This is a genomic window from Methylotenera sp. (assembly GCF_036401095.1).
GTDB lineage: Bacteria > Pseudomonadota > Gammaproteobacteria > Burkholderiales > Methylophilaceae > Methylotenera.
Genome location: NZ_DASWWA010000015.1, coordinates 1 through 22,654, shown reverse-complemented (window position 1 = coordinate 22,654; position 22,654 = coordinate 1). Strand labels below are relative to the sequence as shown.

General features: G+C 44.2%; 16 protein-coding genes and 1 riboswitch. Of the genes, 9 read left to right on the top strand and 7 right to left on the bottom strand.

Features of this window, described 5'->3' with window-relative positions:
- Window positions 1-90 precede the first annotated feature (90 nt).
- Window positions 91-1,971 carry an EAL domain-containing protein gene (locus VGD82_RS08685; protein ID WP_331020023.1) on the top strand — a complete coding sequence of 627 codons (1,881 nt, stop codon included), beginning with the start codon at window positions 91-93 and terminating at the stop codon, window positions 1,969-1,971.
- 25 nt (window positions 1,972-1,996) lie between these two features.
- Here the strand turns inward: VGD82_RS08685 and VGD82_RS08680 are convergent, their stop codons facing one another.
- Window positions 1,997-3,769, bottom strand: coding sequence for a diguanylate cyclase (locus VGD82_RS08680; RefSeq protein ID WP_331020022.1), 1,773 nt, complete (start codon window positions 3,767-3,769; stop codon window positions 1,997-1,999).
- A gap of 161 nt (window positions 3,770-3,930) precedes the next feature.
- Between VGD82_RS08680 and VGD82_RS08675 the strand changes: the two genes are divergently transcribed.
- A complete protein-coding gene (locus VGD82_RS08675; protein ID WP_331020021.1) occupies window positions 3,931-4,710 on the top strand; it encodes an ankyrin repeat domain-containing protein in 780 nt (259 codons plus the stop codon).
- Window positions 4,711-4,760: 50 nt separating this feature from the next.
- Here VGD82_RS08675 and VGD82_RS08670 read toward each other — a convergent pair whose 3' ends face one another.
- From VGD82_RS08670 to VGD82_RS08655, 4 genes are all read right to left on the bottom strand, one after another.
- The gene (locus tag VGD82_RS08670) at window positions 4,761-5,900 is read right to left on the bottom strand and encodes a ribonucleotide-diphosphate reductase subunit beta (protein WP_331020020.1); all 1,140 of its coding nucleotides are present in this window, start codon (window positions 5,898-5,900) and stop codon (window positions 4,761-4,763) included.
- 154 nt (window positions 5,901-6,054) lie between these two features.
- Window positions 6,055-8,871 carry a ribonucleoside-diphosphate reductase subunit alpha gene (locus VGD82_RS08665; protein ID WP_331020019.1) on the bottom strand — a complete coding sequence of 939 codons (2,817 nt, stop codon included), beginning with the start codon at window positions 8,869-8,871 and terminating at the stop codon, window positions 6,055-6,057.
- Between the two features lie 163 nt (window positions 8,872-9,034).
- Window positions 9,035-9,267: riboswitch (cobalamin riboswitch) on the bottom strand.
- A 228-nt stretch (window positions 9,268-9,495) separates the two neighbouring features.
- A complete protein-coding gene (locus VGD82_RS08660) occupies window positions 9,496-9,918 on the bottom strand; it encodes an EamA family transporter (RefSeq protein ID WP_331020018.1) in 423 nt (140 codons plus the stop codon).
- Between the two features lie 6 nt (window positions 9,919-9,924).
- Window positions 9,925-11,607: a phosphoethanolamine--lipid A transferase gene (locus tag VGD82_RS08655; RefSeq protein ID WP_331020017.1), complete on the bottom strand. Its 1,683-nt coding sequence runs from the start codon at window positions 11,605-11,607 to the stop codon at window positions 9,925-9,927.
- A gap of 405 nt (window positions 11,608-12,012) precedes the next feature.
- Between VGD82_RS08655 and sugE the strand changes: the two genes are divergently transcribed.
- Window positions 12,013-12,333: a quaternary ammonium compound efflux SMR transporter SugE gene (sugE, locus tag VGD82_RS08650; RefSeq protein ID WP_331020016.1), complete on the top strand. Its 321-nt coding sequence runs from the start codon at window positions 12,013-12,015 to the stop codon at window positions 12,331-12,333.
- A 171-nt stretch (window positions 12,334-12,504) separates the two neighbouring features.
- Here the strand turns inward: sugE and VGD82_RS08645 are convergent, their stop codons facing one another.
- Together VGD82_RS08645 and VGD82_RS08640 are read right to left on the bottom strand one after the other, a co-directional pair.
- The gene (locus VGD82_RS08645; RefSeq protein ID WP_331020015.1) at window positions 12,505-13,020 is read right to left on the bottom strand and encodes a hypothetical protein; all 516 of its coding nucleotides are present in this window, start codon (window positions 13,018-13,020) and stop codon (window positions 12,505-12,507) included.
- Between the two features lie 365 nt (window positions 13,021-13,385).
- Complete coding sequence (locus VGD82_RS08640; RefSeq protein ID WP_331020014.1) at window positions 13,386-14,591, bottom strand: NAD-dependent formate dehydrogenase; 1,206 nt, start codon at window positions 14,589-14,591, stop codon at window positions 13,386-13,388.
- 675 nt (window positions 14,592-15,266) lie between these two features.
- Between VGD82_RS08640 and VGD82_RS08635 the strand changes: the two genes are divergently transcribed.
- The 6 genes from VGD82_RS08635 to VGD82_RS08615 all read left to right on the top strand — a co-directional run bounded on the left by VGD82_RS08635 (window position 15,267) and on the right by VGD82_RS08615 (window position 22,171).
- Window positions 15,267-16,037: a 1-deoxy-D-xylulose-5-phosphate synthase N-terminal domain-containing protein gene (locus VGD82_RS08635; protein WP_331020013.1), complete on the top strand. Its 771-nt coding sequence runs from the start codon at window positions 15,267-15,269 to the stop codon at window positions 16,035-16,037.
- Between the two features lie 2 nt (window positions 16,038-16,039).
- Window positions 16,040-16,957, top strand: a complete 918-nt coding sequence (locus tag VGD82_RS08630; RefSeq protein ID WP_331020012.1) for a hypothetical protein — start codon at window positions 16,040-16,042, stop codon at window positions 16,955-16,957.
- Window positions 16,950-18,923 (top strand): NAD-dependent epimerase/dehydratase family protein, encoded by a 1,974-nt coding sequence (locus tag VGD82_RS08625; protein WP_331020011.1) that lies wholly within the window; start codon window positions 16,950-16,952, stop codon window positions 18,921-18,923. The genes VGD82_RS08630 and VGD82_RS08625 overlap by 8 nt, the downstream gene beginning before the upstream one ends.
- A gap of 243 nt (window positions 18,924-19,166) precedes the next feature.
- Entirely contained in the window at window positions 19,167-20,075 is a 909-nt protein-coding gene (locus VGD82_RS08620) for a class I SAM-dependent methyltransferase (protein WP_331020010.1), read from the top strand.
- Window positions 20,072-20,455 (top strand): GtrA family protein, encoded by a 384-nt coding sequence (locus VGD82_RS13040; RefSeq protein WP_414684489.1) that lies wholly within the window; start codon window positions 20,072-20,074, stop codon window positions 20,453-20,455. The genes VGD82_RS08620 and VGD82_RS13040 overlap by 4 nt, the downstream gene beginning before the upstream one ends.
- A gap of 93 nt (window positions 20,456-20,548) precedes the next feature.
- Entirely contained in the window at window positions 20,549-22,171 is a 1,623-nt protein-coding gene (locus VGD82_RS08615; protein ID WP_331020009.1) for a hypothetical protein, read from the top strand.
- Window positions 22,172-22,654 lie beyond the last annotated feature (483 nt).

Below are 22,654 nucleotides of genomic sequence, written 5' to 3'. Positions count from 1 at the left end.
GCCTAGTTTTTATTTTTTCTGCTTATTAATTAGTGATTATATAAGTTAATATTCGGCTTGATTTTGTCAGGACTACTTTAAGGGAGCGTCATGTTTTTTATTGAGCTGATTCACAACACGGCTTTGTTAGTTGCGCTCACAACGATCTACCAAGTCACCTCCTCCCGTAGTAAAAAGAATCCGTTAACACAAACGCTATTTTTTGGGTTTTTATTTGGTATTGCTGGTGTGATTGGCATGATGACGCCAGTACAGTACGGTAATGGTGTCATTTTTGATGGCCGTTCCATAATTTTGTTTGTTGCAGGCATGTTTGGCGGCCCTTTTGTGGCGGCGCTGTGTGCGTCGATTATTGGTGCATACCGGATATGGCTTGGCGGGGTCGGTGTTTATATTGGGGTTATCGTCACCGCGATGGCTGCCTTATTCGGCGTGGCATTTTATTATTATCGTAAAAGTGTCGGTGGCTCTTTAAACGCACTGCAACTGTTAGGTGCTGGGCTGCTGGTGCACCTCGTGATGCTACTGCTCTTTTTATATTTACCTGGTGGTATAGGTATTTGGATTGATAAGCAGCTTGGCCCTACCATAATTTTGTTTTATCCGGTGGCGACCATGCTTATTTGCCTACTTTTTCAAGATTACGAAGAAAAAGAGCATGGCCGTGTTGAACTGCACCGTCTGGCATACTATGACTCATTGACTGGTTTACCAAATCGATCACTGCAGATTGATCGCCTTAATCATGCTTTATTGGAGTGCAAAAACACTGGCGCTAAAGGTGCACTCATTTTATTAAATCTCGATCGCTTTAAAACGCTCAATGAGGCGCGAGGACATGCGGTGGGTGACCTACTGCTATGTTTTATCGCTGATAGGCTTAAACTACTGGTAGAAGCCGATGGCATGCTGGCGAGAATGTCTGCTGACGAATTTGCGGTGCTAGTACAGAGAAATGCAGGTAGTACAACAGATATTGACTCTGTTGTTAACCACTTGCTGGACAAAATTAGGGTGCAGCTTAAGCTTCCAATTCAGTTGGGAGATGATGAGGTCATCGCTTCAGGCAGTATTGGTATTGCTACCTTTCCCGTTAATATTGAAGATGATGCTGGCGACGTGTTCCGTCGGGCTGATACTGCCATGCATCGTGCCAAGCAGAATGGTGGTAACCAAAGTATCTTGTTCGAGCAGTCGATGGCGAGCGTGGCTGAGCAGCGTTTCAAAATCGAACGTGAACTACGCTTGGCGATCCCAGCGGGTGAGTTAATGCTATATCTGCAGACGCAAGTGAATGCAGCCGGCGTGATGGTTGGCGCAGAGTCTCTAGTGCGCTGGCAGCACCCTGAGCGCGGCTTGGTGCCACCTTCTTTATTTATTCCGGTGGCTGAAGAAACAGATTTAATTGTAGATGTGGACGTCTGGGTGCTCACGGAAACTTGTCGCATTCTGGCAAGGCAGGATGTTTACAGTTTGCCGATTCGCGTGTCCGTCAATATCAGTCCGCGTCACTTCCGTCAGCGTAGCTTTGTTTCTAGCATTAAAACAATTTTAGCCGATACCGGAGCCGACCCCACTCATTTGACGTTGGAGGTGACTGAAGGCTTGGTGATCGATAACATCAGTGAAGTGATTGCCAAAATGACAGAGCTTACTTTACTGGGGATACACTTCTCTCTGGATGATTTTGGCACGGGTTATTCTTCACTGAGCCATCTTAAGCGACTGCCGATTCATGAGCTGAAGATAGATAAAACCTTTGTGCAGGATGCCCCGCATGACCCTGATGATGCAGCTTTGGTTGAATCAGTATTGGCAATTGCCAAACATATGCAATTAAACGTGGTGGCAGAAGGCGTGGAAACGCAGGAGCAGGCAGACTTTTTAAATGCCAGAGCAGAGGTGATTCATCAAGGGTATTTGTATAGTAAGCCCGTCCCTGCAATTAGCTGGGTTCAGAACTTGGCTTAATGGTGCCAGCTTTAAGCTAGGCCATTTACTGCATGGCGATATAAACCCGATTGCGCCCATATTTTTTAGCCTGATATAGTGCTTCATCCGCTAGGTTCAGCAGCATGTCGATGTTGTCTTGCTTGGATACTCTTGAGGCGACGCCGATTGAAACTGTGAACTGAATGGGAACGCCAGCCTCCAGCGGCACTTTCTCGTTGGCAAGTACTGCACGTAGCCGTTCGGCAACTTCTGCCGCTTGCGCCTTATCTGTTTCCGGCAACAATATGGCAAATTCTTCACCACCCACGCGGCCAATAATGTCGATCTCACGTAAGGTCTCACGGCACACGGCTGCCATCCTTTTCAGTACAATATCGCCCGATTTGTGGCCGTATGTGTCATTGACCTGTTTAAACAGGTCAATATCTAGCATAAAGAACGAGAGTGGCGTGTCATAGCGGCTGGTTCGCTGTATTTCTTGCTCCGCCTGCTCCATAAAATAGCGGCGATTGCTGACTCCGGTGAGAAAATCAATGCGCGCTTGGCGCTTGAACTCATCTTCAAGCTGTTTACGTTCTGTAATGTCGGTAGAGGTGCCTATCATGCGTAATGGTTTTCCATCGCTGCTGCGGCTGATCACCATCCCTCTGTTTAGTAGCCACTTATAAGACCCATCACCACATAGTTTTTGCTGTTCTAACTGATACCGATCAGTTTTGTTGTCTTTCATGGCTTCTATTGCCATCATGGTATTGGTAATGCTGTCAGGATGGGTATGTGCTGCCCAGTGGTGAAACCTTTCGATATCTTCTGGCAAATTGGCATCTAAGCCCAAAATTTCCATGAGCCTAGGAGATGCTTCAGTTTTTCCGGTCTGAAAATCATATTCCCAAACGCCATCTCCTGCGCCCTCTAAGGCAAATCTCCAACGCTCTTCATTCTTCTTTAATGCAAGTTCACTATGATTTTTTTCAATGGCAATACTTGCTAAATAAGCAGCTTGCTCAATCAGCATGATATTGGCCTCAGTTGGCTGATATGTATTCTGATGGTAAATGGCAACGGTTCCCAGTATCTTGCCTTGCGTTGAGCGTATTGGCTCCGACCAGCAGGCCCCTAGCCTTGCCTGACCAGCGAGTTCTTTAAAATAGTGCCAATAAGGGTGGTTTTGAATGTCTTCAACAATCACTCGTTTACCTGTAAATGCAGCTGTGCCGCAGGAGCCAACGCCCTCCCCGATGCTGAGGTTGTTGATGGCAACTACATAGAATCTAGGCAGATTGGGTGCTGCCGTGGCGAGCAGTCGCTTGCCTTCAGAGTCCAGTAGCATAATGCTGCCGCGTATCGCCGGATTTTCTTGTTCCACCCACAAGATAATCGCTCTAAGTATATTGGCTAGCGGTGCACCTTTGGTTATCAGTTCTAATACATGGCTGCGAAATTTTTCTCGTACTTCAGCATGTTTGAGTTCATCGCTATAGTGACTAAGCCTAGTAATGATTAAACCAATGAGGCAGGATGTCAGGGCGAAGAATATCAGAGGGAGATAGCTTTTTTGCGCACTAAGTAATATGCCAAATGGCTTCACAAAATAGTACTCACCGGCTATCGCGGAAAGTATGGCAACTAAAATGCCAGGGCCAGTGCCAAGCAGGTAGAAACTGATAAGTGTTGGTAAATAAAAGGTGATGTATGCCAGATTTTCTTGTGCGGGGGCGATAATAAAGCACAGAAAAAGGGCTATGAGGAACAGCGCTATCGCAATCAGGTAACGATAGGGGAGCGGTAATCTTGTATGCATTTCTTCGAAATTCAACAAAATAATCCTTTCGTTTACTTACGCATTTAGCGTTAATAAACAATGCTACGCTGTTAACTTAGCATCTTAAAAATTGATTATAATGAATTTTAGTGAGTTATTGGTGGTCATTAATAACTCATTCAATTAAATAGCTAGATTAAGTTACTATATTCGTTATGTCTGTTAAACATCCTTTTTTTGAATACCTCGGCGAGAATTACCCCTACGCGCTTGAGGATAAATTTGATCGTATTTTGATACGCATTGAGAAGTTATGGTCTACACCACAAATCCATGATTATTTCAGTGAGTTGATTATTGACTCACGTGGCGGGCGTCAGGGTTTTCCAAAAGATGTGATGGAAGATATTATCAGGCTACGGCAAGTGCGGCAGTCTCAGCACATTCGTGAGGCTGAAGGTATAGACAGTGCCATCAAAGAGTTAGAGCGGTTGGGCATTCCGCGCAATGAAGAGCAGTTACTGCAGGCGATTCATGCCGGTAATCAGGCGGTGGTTGATCTGTTTGTTCGTAGTAATTTCAATATACACATTTCAGATGCAGATGGTACGCCAGCACTGTTGGTCGCGCTAAAAAAAGGCTACACGGTGATTGCGAGTATATTGATTAAAAAGGGTGCGGATGTAAATGCCTACGACCGTAAGACCATGACCCCGCTTTTACTTGTATGTGGTCAACAACAGCCAGGTTATAAAGCGATTGCAGAAATGTTGATTAAAAGAGGGGCTTTTATCAACGATAGGGATAGCCTTGGTTTTACGCCTCTATTGCTTAGCCTGACATCTGGTCAATTTGAAGTGGCAGAGCTACTCATCGAGCGTGGTGCTGATGTATTAGCGCGCGGTAAAAACGGTAAATCTGCTTTAGCTCTAGCAGAGGATGCAGGTAATACCAAAATAGTAGAGCTACTAAAAGCAAAAGGCGCAACTCATTAAGTACAAGCAGAAATAGCCGTTGATGCTATTTCTGCTTGTTATCTCCTAGCTTAGTCCCAGCTTAATGCGCCGCCTGTTTGGTACTCAGTGACACGAGTTTCAAAAAAGTTTTTCTCTTTCTTTAAGTCGATCATTTCACTCATCCAAGGGAATGGATTGGTTGCGCCCGGGTACAGCACATCTAAGCCAATTTGCTGGCAACGGCGGTTGGCAATAAAGCGCAAATACTCTTTAAACATCGTTGCATTCAAACCCAGCACACCGCGTGGCATGGTGGCTTCCGCATAGCGGTACTCAAGTTCCACACCATGTTGAATTAAGCCTTTAATTTCTTCGCGGAATTCAGCCGTCCACAAATGTGGATTCTCCAATTTGATGGTGTTGATGACGTCGATTCCGAAATTGCAATGCATGGATTCATCACGCAAAATGTACTGATACTGCTCTGCCGCGCCTTGCATTTTGTTCTGGCGACCTAATGCCAGAATCTGCACAAAACCTACGTAGAAGAACAAACCTTCCATGATGCACGCAAACACGATAAGTGAACGCAGTAATTGCTGATCAGCTTCCGGTGTGCCGGTTTTGAAAGCAGGGTCAGTCAAGGTGTTGATGAATGGGATCAGAAAATCATCTTTGTCTTTAATGCTTGCTACTTCCTGATAAGCATTGAATACTTCGCTTTCGTCTAAGCCTAAGCTCTCTACAATATATTGATAAGCATGGGTATGGATTGCCTCCTCAAAACCTTGGCGCAGCAGGTACTGGCGTGCCTCTGGTGCGGTAATGTGGCGATAAGTGCCAAGCACAATGTTGTTTGCGGCGAGTGAGTCGGCGGTGGTAAAAAATCCCAGGTTACGTTTCACGATTAAACGTTCATCATCACTAAGTGCTGTGCTGTCTTTCCACTGTGCGATATCGCGGCTCATGGAAACTTCTTGCGGCATCCAGTGGTTTGCGCAACCTGCCAGATACTTATCCCACGCCCAGTGGTACTTGAGCGGCACCAGTTGATTGACATCGGTTTGGCCGTTAATCATGCGTTTATCTGAGGCATTTACACGGCCTGAGATATATGGCTGGTTAGCGGCTACTGGTGGGGGTGCGGCTGTTGCTGTATTTGATGTTGGCATTGGTGCCAATTTTGGTGCAGCTGGTTCTGTATAAACTTCATCTTCAAATGAAAGCATGTTTTTTCCTTAATTCTTCATTTTGGACAAGCAAGCTGGCGAGAGCCATCCAATGCGAGGCACAACAAGCGAAAAAGGCAAGACAGTACAATAAGTACGGCACAGTCTTTGAGCATTGTTGTAACATAGCAAGTGATGGCTCACATACGCTTGCTTACTGGCAGGATTCGCAATCCGGGTTGTCTATCGAGCACATTTTGGGTGCCGCTTCCGGTACATGTGATGCAACCGCATTCAACTCACCACCACTACCAGTCGACTTCTCAGCAGCTGTTGCACCTAATGAACGCAAGTAATACGTGGTTTTAAGGCCGCGCTGCCAAGCCAATAGATAGGTGTCGTTGAGCTTTTTTCCCGATGGCACTGCAAAGTACAGGTTGAGAGATTGCGCCTGGTCTATCCACTTCTGGCGACGTGCTGCCGCTTCAATCAGCCAGGTTGGGTCTACATCAAACGCAGTGGCATACAGTTGCTTCAAGTCTGCCGGTACGCGCTCGATTGGTGCCAATGAGCCATCAAAATACTTGAGGTCTGAAATCATCACGCTGTCCCACAGGTCGCGTGCTTTCAGGTCATTCACTAATTGCTCGTTCACAATCGTGAATTCACCTGATAAATTAGATTTCACATACAGGTTTTGGTATTCAGGCTCAATGCTGGCAGATACGCCCACGATGTTAGAGATTGTCGCAGTTGGCGCAATGGCTACGCAGTTAGAATTACGCATACCGACTTTTAGGATGCGGTTGCGTAGAGCATCCCAATCCAGTGTTTTGCTGCGGTCTACTTCTACATTGCCGCCGCGTTCTTTTTCCAGCAGGTTTAATGTATCTAGCGGCAGAATGCCTTGATCCCACAAGCTGCCTTTAAAGCTGGGGTATGGTCCACGCTCTTCTGCCAACACGGTTGAAGCCCAATAAGCGTTGTAGCACACCATTTCCATTGCACGGTCAGCGAACTCTACTGCTTCCATACTTGCATAAGGAATGCGCATCGCATGCAAGCAGTTTTGGAAGCCCATGATGCCCATACCCACTGGGCGATGGCGCGTATTCGAGTTGCGCGCTTTACCTACCGGATAGAAGTTGATATCGACCACGTTGTCCAACATGCGCATGCCGACTTTAATCGTCGCTTGCAGCTTGTCGTTATCTAGCACTAAATTTCCGTTTACTTCTGTTAAATGCTGCAATAAGTTCACTGACCCCAAATTACATACCGCAATTTCCGTATCCGAAGTATTCAACGTGATTTCTGTACACAAATTAGAGCTATGTACTACACCCACGTGTTGCTGTGGTGAACGAATGTTGCATGGGTCTTTAAAAGTGATCCATGGATGGCCTGTTTCAAACAACATGGAAAGCATCTTGCGCCACATCTGTACTGCCGGTACACGCTTGAATAGCTTGATTTCGCCGGTATCAGCACGGCGCTCATACTCCACATAAGCGGACTCGAAAGCCTTACCGTATTTGTCATGCAAATCTGGCACATCGGATGGTGAGAACAACGTCCAATCGCCCTGCTCTGTCACACGGCGCATAAACAAGTCTGGAATCCAGTGCGCGGTATTCATGTCATGCGTACGACGGCGGTCATCACCGGTGTTTTTACGTAAATCTAAAAACTCTTCAATATCCAAGTGCCAGGTTTCTAAATAACCACATACTGCACCCTTACGTTTACCGCCTTGGTTTACCGCTACCGCAGTATCATTCACCACTTTCAAGAATGGAATCACACCCTGGCTCTTGCCGTTCGTGCCTTTGATGCGTGCGCCTAATGAGCGTACTGGCGTCCAGTCGTTACCCAAACCACCCGCGTATTTTTGCAAGAGCGCATTTTCTTTAATGCCTTGATAGATACCATCTAAGTCGTCGCTCACGGTAGTGAGGTAGCAAGAAGAAAGCTGTGAATGCAGTGTGCCAGAGTTAAACAGAGTCGGCGTTGAGCTCATAAAGTCAAACGTGCTTAATACGTTATAGAACTCGATTGCACGTGCTTCTCGGTCAATTTCGTTAATCGCCAAACCCATCGCCACGCGCATAAAGAAAATTTGCGGCAACTCGATACGACGCTCTTCTATATGCAAGAAGTAGCGGTCATACAAGGTTTGTATGCCTAGATAGCCGAATTGGAAATCGCGCTCTTTTACCAAAGATGCGGCCAGTTTATCTAAATCGAACTGAGCTAAACGTGGGTCTAGCAAATCTGCAGCTATGCCGATTTTGATATAACGTGGGAAGTATTCTACATAATGCGCGTCCATCTCGGCATGGCTTACACGCTCGCCCAGCACTTCAGCACGTACTAAATCCAGCTGCAAACGTGCAGTGACATAGTTATAAGTAGGTTCGGTTTCAATCAAGCTGCGCGCAGATAAAATCAGAGCTTTGTAAACCTCTGTGAACGGAATGCCATCGTATAAATCACGTACCGCTTGCTCAACCACGATTTGTGGCGACACTTCATCACCTAAGCCTGCGCAAGCCTCTGTTACCATGGCGTTGAGTTGCTTAATATCAAGTGGCATAAGTTTGCCATCGATATTTACATTAAGCGCATGGTTAGGTTCCGTATCGGTATGGCTCGCTTTTTCTGCGGCTCGCTCAGCATTGCGCTTCTCGCGGTAAAGTACATAGGCACGTGCTACGTCATGGTTGCCGCTACGCATCAAGGCTAGTTCAACCTGATCTTGAATGTCTTCAATATGGATAGAGCCGCCAGCAGGTAAGCGACGAATTAAGGCGTTATTAACGACTTGGCTTAATGAGGTCACTTGGTCACGTACGCGCTGTGAGGCGGCACTTTGGTTACCTTCAACCGCCAAGAACGCTTTAGTGATCGCGATAGCAATTTTGTCTAAATTAAATGTTACGGCTGCACCATTACGGCGAATTACCTGCAATATAGGCAATAGTGTAGAGTGTACTGAGTCAGTACTTGAAGATGGTTTTATGTCATCCATTTAGATTTCCCTTTTTTAATAAAGGGCAGGTACGCTTCATAGGCGAGCATCTTCTACAATAGAAAAGTACGCCAAACAAAGACCAGCATGGCGGATAGATTGAGTCTACCCATCTGCCGAGGACACCCCGCCTCAAACGTTATAAAAGTATTCACGCAAGTGCAGCGTGAAAATGTCTACGGCAGGTCTCCTGGCTTTCAGGTCATCATCATTTTGCTAGCCTTCCCAAATTTTAATTAACTAAAATTCAGTGGCGAGAAATACAAAACAACTCTCTGATTACAGTTGCGGGGGCAGCCCCGGTATTGATGTTTGCGCTAGGTCAAACTTCGCACCGGATTCCCTATTATCTTAATTTTCGACTGAAAAATAAGAACCGTGTACAAGCACTATAACGCAACATAGTGGGTAGTTTCAATATATAAAACACAATATATTGATATTTTTTATTCTATTTTTCCATATCTATGTTTTATAAGGATTTTTTAACGAGCTAATTTTTAGATTGACTACATAGCAAAAAGGGCAAGAGATTTTAAGTCTCTTGCCCTTTGCAACCAGCTAAATTAAGAGGTATTTAGCGTTTAAGTATTGAGCTATTCAGCTTAGGTGGCAGCGTATCTATTATTTTTTTGCAAGGGTGATGATGCCGGCAATAATTAACATCGCACCTATCATCATGCGTAAAGTGATGGCTTCTTTAAATAGCAGCCATGCCAATATCACGGTAACTACTACGCTACCTTTATCAATCAGGGCAACAGTTGCTACATCCCCCATTTTTAGTGCTTTGTAATAAAAAATCCAAGAGCCGGCAGTGGTGAGAGCTGATAGCGCTAGCCAAATATAATGATGTTTTTGCAGATTTTTGATTTCAGCGGGTGTGACAGCAAGCAAGCCAAACAAAATAATAAATGCACAAACAAACAGTGTTCTAAGCGTTAAACCAAGCTCCGCAGAAATGCCAGTTAAGCCCTGTTTTGCAATGACGGCGGTAAAGCCTGCAAACAGCATAGAGATAATGGCGTAGGCAACCCAGCGTTCCATCGTGAATTAATTTACTTTCATGTTTGCATGGTTATTAGCGATAGCTGCTGATTTTAATACTGTATTTTTAGAGAAAATACCTTTTTTGGCAGCGCATATGTGTGAATCTAGCTCATACGAGGCCAGTATAGTACAAAACAAATCGTCATGGCTCAGTGCATGGTTTTGATACGATTTAATGTCATCTAACCGGTAATCAAAGCTTTGCCCAGTCCATACAATCGCTGGCACATGTGTTTGTTCTTTAGGCGCTATCATGTATGGAGCGGCATGTAAGTAGATGCCATGCTCACCCAAAGACTCACCATGATCTGCAATGTAAAGCATTGCTGTTTCGTGTGTGCTGTCGTATTTTTTGAGGAAACTAATCACCTCAGATAAGAAATAGTCGGTATATAAAATTGCATTGTCATAGGCGTTGTCAATTTCCTGTTTAGAGCAATCTCTCAGTTCGCCGGTTTGGCAGGCAGGTTTAAAGCGTTCAAATGCTTTTGGGTATCTTCTGTAGTACTCAGGCCCGTGATTGCCCATTTGGTGCAATACAATCATCATGTCTTGAGATTTGTGCGCTTCAATATACTTATCAAGACCGCTCAACATGCCTATATCTCTGCATTCACCTTCGCAAACTGGATTAAGCGTTGGCGATTTAAAGTCTTCATATTTAACTCTGGTGGCAACGCCTTTAGAGTCTGAGTTATTGTCACGCCATAGCACCTCGATGCCATTCTTCTTAAGCACGTCTAAAAGATTTTCCTGTTCTAAGGCCTTCTCTTTATCGTATTTATCCCGTCCTAAAGATGAAAACATGCACGGCACAGAGACTCCGGTAGAGGTGCCACATGAACTGACATTGCTAAAACTTACAACGTTTTGTTTGGAAAGTAATGGGTTGGTTTCTCGTTGATAGCCGTTTAGTGAGAATCGGTCTGCTCGGGCAGTTTCACCCACGACCAAGATGATGAGCTCTTTTTTGCTAGTGCTTGGGTCAATTAAAACTGCATCTTCTGCAGTTTTGTTTAAAACCGTATGACTTGCGATTTTTGATTGATCTGTGAGGTATTTAATGGCCGAATACACTGAATAGGTAGGATTTGCGTAGAACCTGACAATTTTATGTTCACGTATAAACGAGCTATAGTCAGCGGTGAACGGCATTACTAATAAAATAATGCCTGCTAAACAAAAGAGGATGGTTTTAAGTCTGGATTTAATTTCTGCCTTGAAATTAGTCGGAGAAGGGCAGTACTTAACAATTAACCATGCCGGTATGATGCCTAACACTAAAGTTCTGATGATTAAGCTGGTAGTGATTAAGCTGGCAAACTCGTTTGTGTTAGTTTGCATGATGTTATCAATCATCACGGTATCAATAATGACACCTAAGTGGTCCATATAATAAGCGGCTTGTGATGCAACAATGACAAACAATGCCAATATCCAGCGCGTTAATTTTCCATGGCAAATGGATAAAAAGAAAACTGCGGTCAGTGCGCTAAAGAATAAAGCCAATGAAGTTAAAAACGGAACATTAGCAACCGTTAGCGGGTATATGTGCACAATGCCGTGAAACAGGGCGAAGTTGCCTGTTAGCATAATGAAAATAACAACTAACAATATAGCTTGTGTTTGATTCAAAAGTTTTGGTGGTGCCGTATTCTCAGCAACTTCTGTATTCGTTAACTGCATAGTATAGGGTGCGCCTTAGCTTTAAATATTCTTAAATTAAGAGCAGTAAATATGCCAGATGCCTATTTAATTGATTTATATAAGTAAAAATTAAATTTTAGTGTCGCATGATGCAATAATTGTATGAATTGATAAAAGCATTTAATCGACCACTGCACAAATTGTAGATACATGATTGCCTGGTTCATTGCATCGTTATATGCAAGTAAAGCTAGGCAATAGCGCTTGATATGCATCTACAGTACATTGTGGTGCTGGTAATTAAAATGCTGTGATGCAGGCTGAAAGTAAGCTGACATTTGGATTCTGGTGCTAAACTTAATGCTGTATGCGATAGGTGAGGACGACCTTACTTATTTGAGTTAATTTAGGGACGACCCAATATTTTTTGTGAGGTGTTTTAAGATGAGTTGGGCGATTCTTGTTGCAGCAGGGCTGTTAGAAGTGGTGTGGGCAATCGGCTTGAAGTATACCGAAGGTTTTACGCGGCTGTGGCCAACATTAGGCACTGTACTGGCAATGATACTTAGCGTTTGGTTACTAGGGATGGCAATGAAATCATTACCTGTAGGGACTGCGTATGCAGTTTGGGTGGGAATCGGAGCCATCGGTACAGCGATATTCGGCATATTGTTATTTGATGAGTCTGCAAACTTAGGCCGCTTGCTAAGTTTGTCATTCATCTTTATCGGTATAGTCGGGTTGAAGTTAAGCACGGCTATATAGCACTTTTGGCCTGTAGCTGTTTAAAGTTGCAGGCCAAGTCATACACACTCTTAGCTTAGCATCAGTAGCCAAGAACCACTCCGCACTTTACGTGCGCATACACAGTAAGTGGGCACTCACATTAGATGTATGCCATACTAGCTAAGGATATCACTAGGTACTGATCCTCTCTTAAGGAAACAATACGTGGTCAGTTGGCCAAGTTCCTTCATAGACGGCTTCTGGATGTTTTTTAATCAAGATATCGCGAATCTCCATCAGCCTATGTAGTGGTACAGAAACAATCATTAACACCTTTCCAGCATTAATTTGTTGTTTATATGCTTCTAGTCTATGGTTAGGGACACCAGTCGCTAAAGTGCCAGCCCAAATTGCACTCGCCACCGCGCCAATCAGCATGGTGTAGGGGATAATCGCCGTAGAAACCGGCCCAAACCACCATGGAACCATAATGGCCAACACTCCAGCCAAGGCACCTAGCACAGCCCCCAGCAACATGCCCACACTTGCGCAAAAAGCGAGCTCTGATCTTTCTAGTACGCTTGCTTCAGGAAGGTTCTCCAACGATTTGTCTGACCTAGCCAAAAAGTGAATATGATTAGCGTTAATGCGGGCCAGCAACAATTCATTCATCATCACTTGCGCGCTTTTAATATCTGGTAACACGAAATAAAGTCTACGTCTCATCGCGTTCTCCTATGTGATTTGCAGTTGAATTTAGCTTAGCCTGACTAATTGAGATGCAACAACACTTAGCTCAATTAACTTGGTCATCTAATGCTATTTAACAATTGCTTTTGTTGATTGCTACATTGAATTATCGGTAGCTTTATCAACGCCATTTCTGGCCTGCACTTTCACTTGTCAACAGCAATGACAACTCACAGCCACGCCACTTTTCGATTACTGCATTGGACGCACGACAGATGTATAAGTCGCGCCAATTAAATTCAGACCCGATTTAAACTTCAAAGTTCTGATTGACGCGATTGCAAATACATCCGCATCTCTCTCTGGAGTACCCAGAGAGAGTAATGCCAAGCTTAGCTCTATCACGCTGCTTTACTGTACCGCGTTGCTTCTTCCCAACCCTTAGTTGCGTTGCCAGTGCTATAAGAGTGTGCGCCTGCGCCAGCTAAATGGCCGCCATCTACAATCAGATACTCTTCACGAATAGGTCTACCTTCAAACCAGCATTCCAGAATTTCACGCGTACCCGCGGCATAGCGTGCTTGTGCACTAAGGCTGGTGCCTGATACGTGTGGTGTCATCCCATGATATGGCATAGTACGCCATGGGTGATCTTTTGGTGCTGGTTGTGGAAACCACACATCACCTGCATAGCCCGCCAGTTGACCGCTTTTTAATGCACGTGCTATCGCATCCTTGTCGCATATTTTGCCGCGCGCAGTATTCACAATGTAAGCGCCTCGTTTCATCTTAGCAATCAACGTATCATCAAACATATGCTCGGTTTCTGGGTGTAGTGGGCAATTAACCGTCACCACATCACATACATTCACCATAGACTCCACATTGGGGTGGAAGGTGAGTTGAAGCTCTTTCTCGATGTCTGGTGATAACCGATGCCGGTCTGTGTAATGCAGTTTTACATCAAATGGTTTCAGTCGCCTCAATACGGCCAAACCGATACGACCAGCTGCTACCGTGCCAACATTCATGCCTTCTAAATCGTAAGAACGGGTTACGCAGTCGGCAATGTTCCAGCCACCGCTCACTACCCACTGATATGAAGGGATGTAATTGCGTACCAAACTTAGAATCATCATCACCACATGCTCAGAAACGCTAATGCTGTTGCTATAGCTCACTTCTGCAACGGTGACGCCATGTCTGATGGCAGCTTGTAAATCTATATGGTCCGAGCCTATGCCTGCGGTAATGGCTAACTTTAATTTGGGTGCATTGGCCAATCTATCTTCGGTCAGGTAGGCAGGCCAAAAAGGTTGGGAAATAATAATATCGGTGCCCGGTAGCTCTTTCTCTAATTGCGAGTCAGTGCCGTCTTTGTCTGAAGTAACCACAAATTGATGACCGCGTGATTCTAGAAACTTACGTAAACCGAGCTCACCAGAGACACTGCCTAATAACTGCCCCGGCTTGAAATCAATGGCTTCTGGAGTAGGTAAGGTCTGCCCGCCAGGGTAGGTCTTGATATCAGGTATTCCGTCACGTGGGTATGATTTTGGATACCCCGAGATTGGATCGTCATAGAGCACACAAAGAATTTTGCTCATTTCAGCCTCCTTTCGATAAACGATAGAAAGCTTAGAAGGCCTTTCTTAGTCTGAAATACCAGTCTTAGGATTGGTATTTATCTTTGTTGCTAGCTTTCCTGCATCTTCTATCTTTATCTTGCGCTTAAGCATCGCCTCAAGAGCAGCTGAACTGCTACGCAATAGCGTAGACAGTAGTGCAGTGTTAAGTTCTAATGCAACGAGCGCATTCAAACCTCCTCATATCTTAAGACATTGTAGATACTAATAAATTGCATTCGTAAGTGTGTTATTGCCTGGTTGCCATACGCTCTAATAGAGACTACCTTATTAACACTGGTGGATTACAGGGATTGGATAAGAGCGATATAAAAGACAAAAGGCTTACAGTCGTTAAACTGTAAGCCTTTGTTTATTTGGTGCGCCCAAGGTGATGGAAATGGGCACTGGAATATAAAAATCGTACTTTAATAAATGTCCTTTATATCTGCGTCGGCGCTTTGTTAATCACGGCTTTTCTAGGTGACTATTTACTTCCCATTTGCAAAGATGTAAAAGAACAAAAAGGGTTTGAGGTTTGAACTGATTTTCCTTAACCCAAATTTCAAATTAATCCAGAAAATACACAATGACGTAAATAGGGGCGAATCTACTTGTCTCTTGAGTTATAATCCAAATTTTATAACCATCGAGATTATGAAGATACTAACCTCGGCAATGCTCACTGCTGCTCGTAAACGACTGATTAGAATGCACTTTGACAGTGGTGTAGGTCATATAGGCGGTAATCTGTCGGCACTTGACTCAATACTTTTGGTTTTTCACGAATACCTTGGGGAAAATGATAAATTCATTTTGTCGAAAGGGCATTCGGCAGGGGCACTTTATGTCTCTCTATGGAGTGTTGGTCGTCTTGATGAAAGCCAGTTGGCACTTTTTCATAAAGATGACACTCTACTGGCTGGTCATCCTCCTGCTCAGGGAATTGCCGATATTCCATTCTCTACAGGCAGTTTGGGTCATGGGCTATCGCTTGCGGCAGGTACAGCGCTGGGGTTTAGGTTAAAAAATAGTGATGCCAAAGTGATTTGCCTGACGTCGGATGGTGAATGGCAGGAAGGCTCGATGTGGGAAGCTTTAATATTCTCCTGTCATCACAAATTGTCCAACCTCACTGTCCTCATTGATCATAATAATTTGCAGGGGTTTGGATCTCCAGAAGAGGTCGCTTCAATGTCTCCTCTATGGGAAAGATTTAAAGGCTTCGATGCGGACATTCAGATCGTCGATGGTCATGATATAAGTGCTATACGTTTTGCACTGTCAAAAGAGTGTAATGGCCTCAAGATTGTAATTTTGAAAACTATAAAGGGTCGAGGTATAAGCTTTATGGAAAATCGGATGGATTCTCACTACTTACCTCTGTCTGAAGAGCAATTCATTATTGCCACAAAGGAGCTTTGCTAGGTATGAGAATGCAACTTTGTGATTCATTATTAGCGAGATCTAGTAACCCCGAGATGGTGTTTCTCACTGGCGATCTTGGTTTTATGGCATTGGAGCCGATTCAGGCAGCGATGGGGGGGCGATTCATCAATGCAGGAATCGCTGAGCAAAACATGGTGTCCGTAGCTGCTGGGCTAGCTAAACAAAATTTTGAGGTGTGGGTATACAGTATCGCTCCCTTTATTTATGCTCGACCTTTTGAGCAAATACGTAATGATATCGCCTTTCACAATTTGCCAGTGAAGTTAATTGGCAATGGTGGAGGCTATGGTTACGGCGTGATGGGACCCACTCATCATGCAATTGACGATTATGGTTCGCTACTAACCCTACCTAACATGTCCGTCTATGTACCTGTTTTTGACGAAGATGTGGGGGCTGTAATAGAAAGGGCAGGTGGCTCTAGTCGTCCAGCGTATATCAGAATGGGACGAGGGGAGCACCCAAAGGGCTATAATGTACCTTTATATGCGCCATGGAGGCAGCTAACTCATGGCAAAGGAGCGGTTGTAATAGCCGTAGGTCCGTTGGCAGGAACCTATATTGATGCATTTTTGCACATTCCAATAGAGTCTCGGCCGAACCTTTGGGCCGTTTCTGAACTGCCAATTGATCTAACGCCACCACCGGATAGCTTGCTCAATCAAATTAACGCTAGCTCTGTTCTTTGTGTTGCCGAAGAGCATGTCCGCCATGGCGGCTTTGGCTCGGACCTCTTGCTTTATTTGGCTGGTTTGGGAGTTTCACCTCAAACATTCGTGCATCTTTATGCACGTGCACATAACTTTGGGCGTTACGGATCTCAGAGGTTTATGAGACTTCAGTCCAAGTTGGATGTAGATAGCATGCTTTCTGCGCTGAACAGGAGTGTTCATGGTTAATTTACAGTCTTATATTCGTGGATTAAAGGGGCCAATACTAGTTGCTGGTGCCTCTGGCTTTGTTGGTGCTAATTTATTCAAAATGGTTGCTGATGTGCGGGACGATGTGTTTGCCGTTGTGCGTTCTCATAAAGGATGGCGACTTGCAGATGTTCATGATGAGAAAATCATTACCGCCGATGTGACTAATTATTCAGCCATCAAGAATCTTATCAACTCTATTGGACCTCAGACTGTTTTTGATTGCCTTGCTTACGGTGCTTACTCGTTTGAGCAGGATGCTAATCTAGTCTATCAAACGAATTTTCAATCGATCATCAATTTTATTGAATTGTTGGCGACTCGCCCCTTTACTGCCTATGTTCATGCAGGGAGTTCTTCTGAGTATGGAACTAACTGTTCAGGCCCGTCGGAATCGGCTTTATGTGAGCCAAATAGCCACTATGCAGTGTCAAAAGTTGCGATTTCTAATTATCTTTTTTATGTCGGTAAGCAGCGAAATTTTCCGTGTGTAAATCTCCGGCTATATTCCGTGTATGGTCCCTTGGAGGACACGTCTCGCTTGATTCCTAATGTCATTCGGCATGCTCTCAATGGCAAGTTGCCTCCATTGGTCCACCCGCTTACATCTCGTGATTTTGTTTATATTGATGATGTCTGTGCTGCGTTCATTATGGCCGCTGCGAAAATGCACCCTGGGCTATATGGTGAAAGTTTTAATATAGGTACCGGAGAAAAAACTACAATTTCAGAGCTGGTTGAAGTGGCGAAAGCTGTGTTCAATGTCGAAGAGGAGCCTCGATTTGACACTATGGAAGGACGCTCGTGGGATCTTGCTGAGTGGTACTCCAATCCAAGTGCCGCTCGCGAAAGTCTTGGTTGGAGTGCAACAGTAAAACTTCGAGACGGAATTCAGCTAATGGCACAATGGGTTTCGCAGCTGTCAGACAATCAAATTTTAGCTTCAACGAAGAAGAGTAATAGTGACCGTAGGCGTAGTGTTTCCGCAATCGTAGCATGTTACAAGGACGCTCAAGCGATTCCTGTGATGCATAAGCGTCTTACAGACACATTTAATAAGTTAAAAATTGATTATGAGATTATTTTTGTTAATGATGGAAGTCCGGATGATAGTGCAAGTGTTATTGAAGAGTTAAGCGCTAATGACCCGCATGTAGTGGGAATTACTCATTCGAGAAACTTCGGCTCGCAGATGGCGTTCCGCAGTGGTATGGAGTTATCCACTAAAGATAGTGTTGTTCTGCTTGACGGTGATCTTCAAGATCCTCCAGAGCTTATTGAAGACTTTTATGCGCAATGGGAACGTGGCTTTGAGGTTGTTTATGGGCGAAGGGTCAAGCGAAATATGGCCTGGCACTGGGGTTTGATGTACAAGCTTTTTTATCGTATATTCGCAATGTTTAGCTATATAAAAATCCCACTGGATGCCGGTGATTTTTCGCTGATGGACAAAAGGGTAGTTAGATGGCTGCTCAATTGCCCCGAGCGCGATCTTTTCTTGCGAGGCTTACGTGCGTATGTTGGGTTCAAACAGACGGGAGTAGACTATGTTCGCCCAGAACGCGTTTTTGGGGTCACAACCAATAGTTTTATCAAGAACATTGATTGGGCAAAGAAGGGGATTTTCTCTTTTAGTAATACACCACTTACCATTCTTACTACTGTAGGTGTTGTTACACTTGCACTTTCCACGCTAACTGCGATAGTGGTTGCTGGTTTGCGGCTCTTCGTTCCGGACATTGCACCTCGTGGCATTACTACTTTGCTCATCACTGTTCTGATGTTTGGCTCTTTTAATATTTTCGCTGTTGGTCTAGTGGGCGAGTATGTAGCTAAAATTATGAGTGAGGTGAAAAGGCGACCACGGTTGATACGATCTGCTCTTATTCGAAATGGCGAATCGACCTCTCTATTGCCTGATGGTAAGGATGTAAAGTGGCCTTAAAGAAGGGCTCTAGTGGCTCACGTTCGCAGAAATCATTTCAGCCGGTTTTGGTAAAGTCGGCTGCGAATCCCCTACTTTTGTTCAAGATAAGTTGTTCGATCTACCTTCAGTTAGGAACGATTGTAAAATACCTCCGTCCGCCCCTTTCGCAAGTTACTTCCCGTTCCCAGGCAGGAGTCCCGGCGGCGGCCTCCTTGACGTGAGTTGCTGCTGACACATAATAGTTATTTGAGGACCATAATATTGATTAAAAGCTCTCGCTCTTGTCCGATCTGCAATACGCAATCGTCCGAGGCCAAACTATTCCTTAAAAAGAATATTGACCCTACTCAGATGTCGGCATTCAGCTTTGCATCGCGCAAGCTGCCAGAGTTCATGTGCCATCAACTCGTACAGTGCCCAACATGTGATCTGGTCTACGCTAACGAACCTCCTGATCAAGCGATTCTGGCTCACGCCTACCACGTCGCTGATTTCGACAGTGCGCAAGAAGCTGACGATGCTGCCGCGGCCTATGAACGTGCGGTTCAGCCCGTATTGAATAAGCTTACAAATAAAGGTGCAGCCCTGGAGATCGGCACTGGCACTGGAATTTTTCTTGAGTCGCTCAAAAGTAAAGGCTTTGGTACTCTTATTGGTGTAGAGCCTTCATCTGCTGCAATAGCAGCAGCTCCTGCGCACCGTCAAGCCTGGATTCGTGAGGCAGTCTTCAAAGAGTCCGACTTCCAGCACGAAAGCTTTGATTTTATCTGTTGCTTTATGACTTTGGAGCATGTCCCAAACCCTCATGAAATCGTCTCAGCAGCAAGTCGGTTACTGAGGCCGGGGGGGGCAATTGCTTTAGTCACTCACGATTATCGCAGCCCCATCAACCGATTTCTGGGCAGGCGCTCACCCATCATCGATATTGAACATATGCAGTTGTTCTCTCCAGTCAGTATCAGGCAGCTTTTGCAGAGAAATGGCTTCGAGTCGATTGAGGTTAATAGCTTCAAGAACTGCTACTCGCTTCGTTACTGGATTCGGTTACTCCCGATCGGGTTGGGGTTGAAGCTGAAAATGATCAAAAGACTTGACGCCGTAGGCCTTGCTGACACTAAGCTCAGCTTTAATGTGGGTAACATGATTTCGTTTGGCTATCGTCCTAAATGATGACACTCAAGCCTAGAACTACCTTCCTTCGCTTCTTGATTGCGGGGGGCTTCAACACCCTATTCGGATGGCTTGTTTACGCTGCTTCCATTCTTATGGGAGCGCCGCCTTGGCTAGCTCTTATTATTGCGATCGTAACAGGTATAGGGTTCAATTTTGTTACTTTAGGGAGGTATGCGTTTCAGGACATGGCAATGAAACGTTTCCCTCGTTTTGTGTTGTCATATGTCTTGATATACATAACCAATCTAATCTGCCTGAAGGCGTTAGAGCCATGGCAGAGCAGTCCCATATGGGGGCAACTAATATTAACCCCACCATTAGCAATCTTTTCTTATGTTTTGCTGTCTCGCATAACATTCAATAGTAAGAAGTCTTAAGGGCGACTACATCTGAGGGGCTGATCGGTGGTCACTTTTATGGTACGTGTTAGGCGTTATGATTTATAACTATTTTCGAAAGTTGACGTGAGTATGACTGTAAGCCGGTTGAGTACGGTTTTTGTTGGTTTTTTTGAACGGAGCGAAATGATATTAAGGTATTTTCTCCTGATATTTTTGCTTTCTGCAGTCTGTATATTTTCTGTCTGGCGAGGTACATATAACTTCGATCCTCACCACTGGGGTTTAATGCTTAGCAACGCACAAGATCTTGCTAGCGGAAAAATCCCATACCGAGAAATATTTATTCAGTATGGATTTCTAACAACTGTTATTCATGCGATAGGCTATAAGCTTATGGGCGAGAATTTGCAATCAGTTATTGCAATAACGAGTATGCTCTATGCGCTAGGCTTGCTGGGAATTTATCAGCTTAGCTATAGAGTAAGTAATAGCCGTAAACTTGCAATGTATTCCTTTGTAACATGTGTTTTGGTTCATACTCTCGCTATTTATCCGTGGTCGAATTATATTGCATTTCCATTTATTGTCTATGGTGTGTTCTTTGCGCTTGACCCTAAACCGAGCAAAATGTCTTTATTCTATGCAGGCTTGCTATTCGCGATTGCTGTGCTTTGCAGGGAGGGACTTTTCCCTGCTATCTTTGCGATTGTTATCGTAATTAGCTTTCTTAATCGACATCTTAAAGTGGAGGCTAGCGGGGGTCGGAGTTCTGGGCTGGTAACTTTTTTGGTTGGTTTTTGTATTCCATTATTCAGCTTCTTTTTTTACCTATGGATAGCTGGAAATTTTCACTATTGGAAAGTCACAGCTTTCGACTTACCAGAAATATACTCAAGCATATTCCTACCTAATGGACTGTTGTTTGCTGTGTTTGATCTAGGTAGGCGTTTGTTATTTGAGGCCTACAGATTTAACGTAAGAATTATTTTTTTCTGCCTAGTTCTTGCATCATCTGTTTTCACGTTGTTTGCAGTTTTTTTTAGGATGGGCTCGTTTTATAGACGCTGGGACTATTTTGTAGTATCAATGCTTTCTATATTGCTTCTTAGCTCCGCTCTGCACTTAACGGAAGTGTTTAGACTAGCCACTGGGGTTGGTTTTGGTGCAATAATTCTCTACCAACTGGCAGCTAGAATAAAATTAGACGATATTTTATTTTTTGTTTTTGTTATATGTTTATTGGCTCGTGTTGGTTACAAAACCCCTGATGAAATCATTTATGAGCCTACTCCATTGCAATTATCTAATACGGTAAGTGGAGAGTTTCCCAGTCAGTTTGGCAAGCAGGTGTGGCCCAAAGAAACTTTCGAATATTATCTTAGTTTTCAAGGCGTGATGCTTGCTATTGATAAGGCTGGCTGCGGGGTTAAATATTATTATAATGATACTATGGATGCTTTCTTAGCGGTTTTAAGCCCTTTTCAGCAATATCAAATTGCACCTTTTGGACATGGGCTACATTCAATTCCAAGTTTAGATTCTTTGCGCCCAGATCTTGACTATCAGCGTAAGATACAAGTCGATAAAGATATAGTTGTTTTTCAGGGGGTTCCCAATGATAGTGTGGAAAAATATGACCCACCTGCCGGGTATGTAGTCATAACAAGGTTGGAGACTCCCCCTGTTAGGTATGATCCCGTAAAAAGTTCACTTCTTATTCTAGTCCCCCAAGCTTGTGCTGCAAAGTTGTAAGGACGTAACCTTATTGAATATGCTGATCAGGTTGTCCTTGGGACTGGCTAAAGCCAGCCCCTTAATTCAAGCGTTGTGTATCTATTTGGGGCCGGTACCGTCATAAAAAAATGACCACTTAGTTTTAGTGACCGTAAATGCTTAGGCCTAGAATCTCTAGTAGCGCACTAGATAGCTTTGAGTTGTGATAATGGCAACTAAAGACTAGCTGTAAAACTCATCCAGCTGTTGTATTTAAACAAAGAAGGCTGAAACCTTAATTGGTTTCAGCCTTCTTTTAGTTCATTGTGGAGATATTATGATGAAGCCAAATAGTGGTAACAATATGGTAATTGTTTGTAGTTAAAGCCAAATTGTCATTGACCTAGTTTTGATTTGAAGTTTTTCTTGGCATGCTATTTCTAATCTAGATATGTTCGGAATAGTAAGGCTCGTAGTTTCTTTATATTTTTTAGCAAATTTTCTCACCCTGTTTTTTAAAAG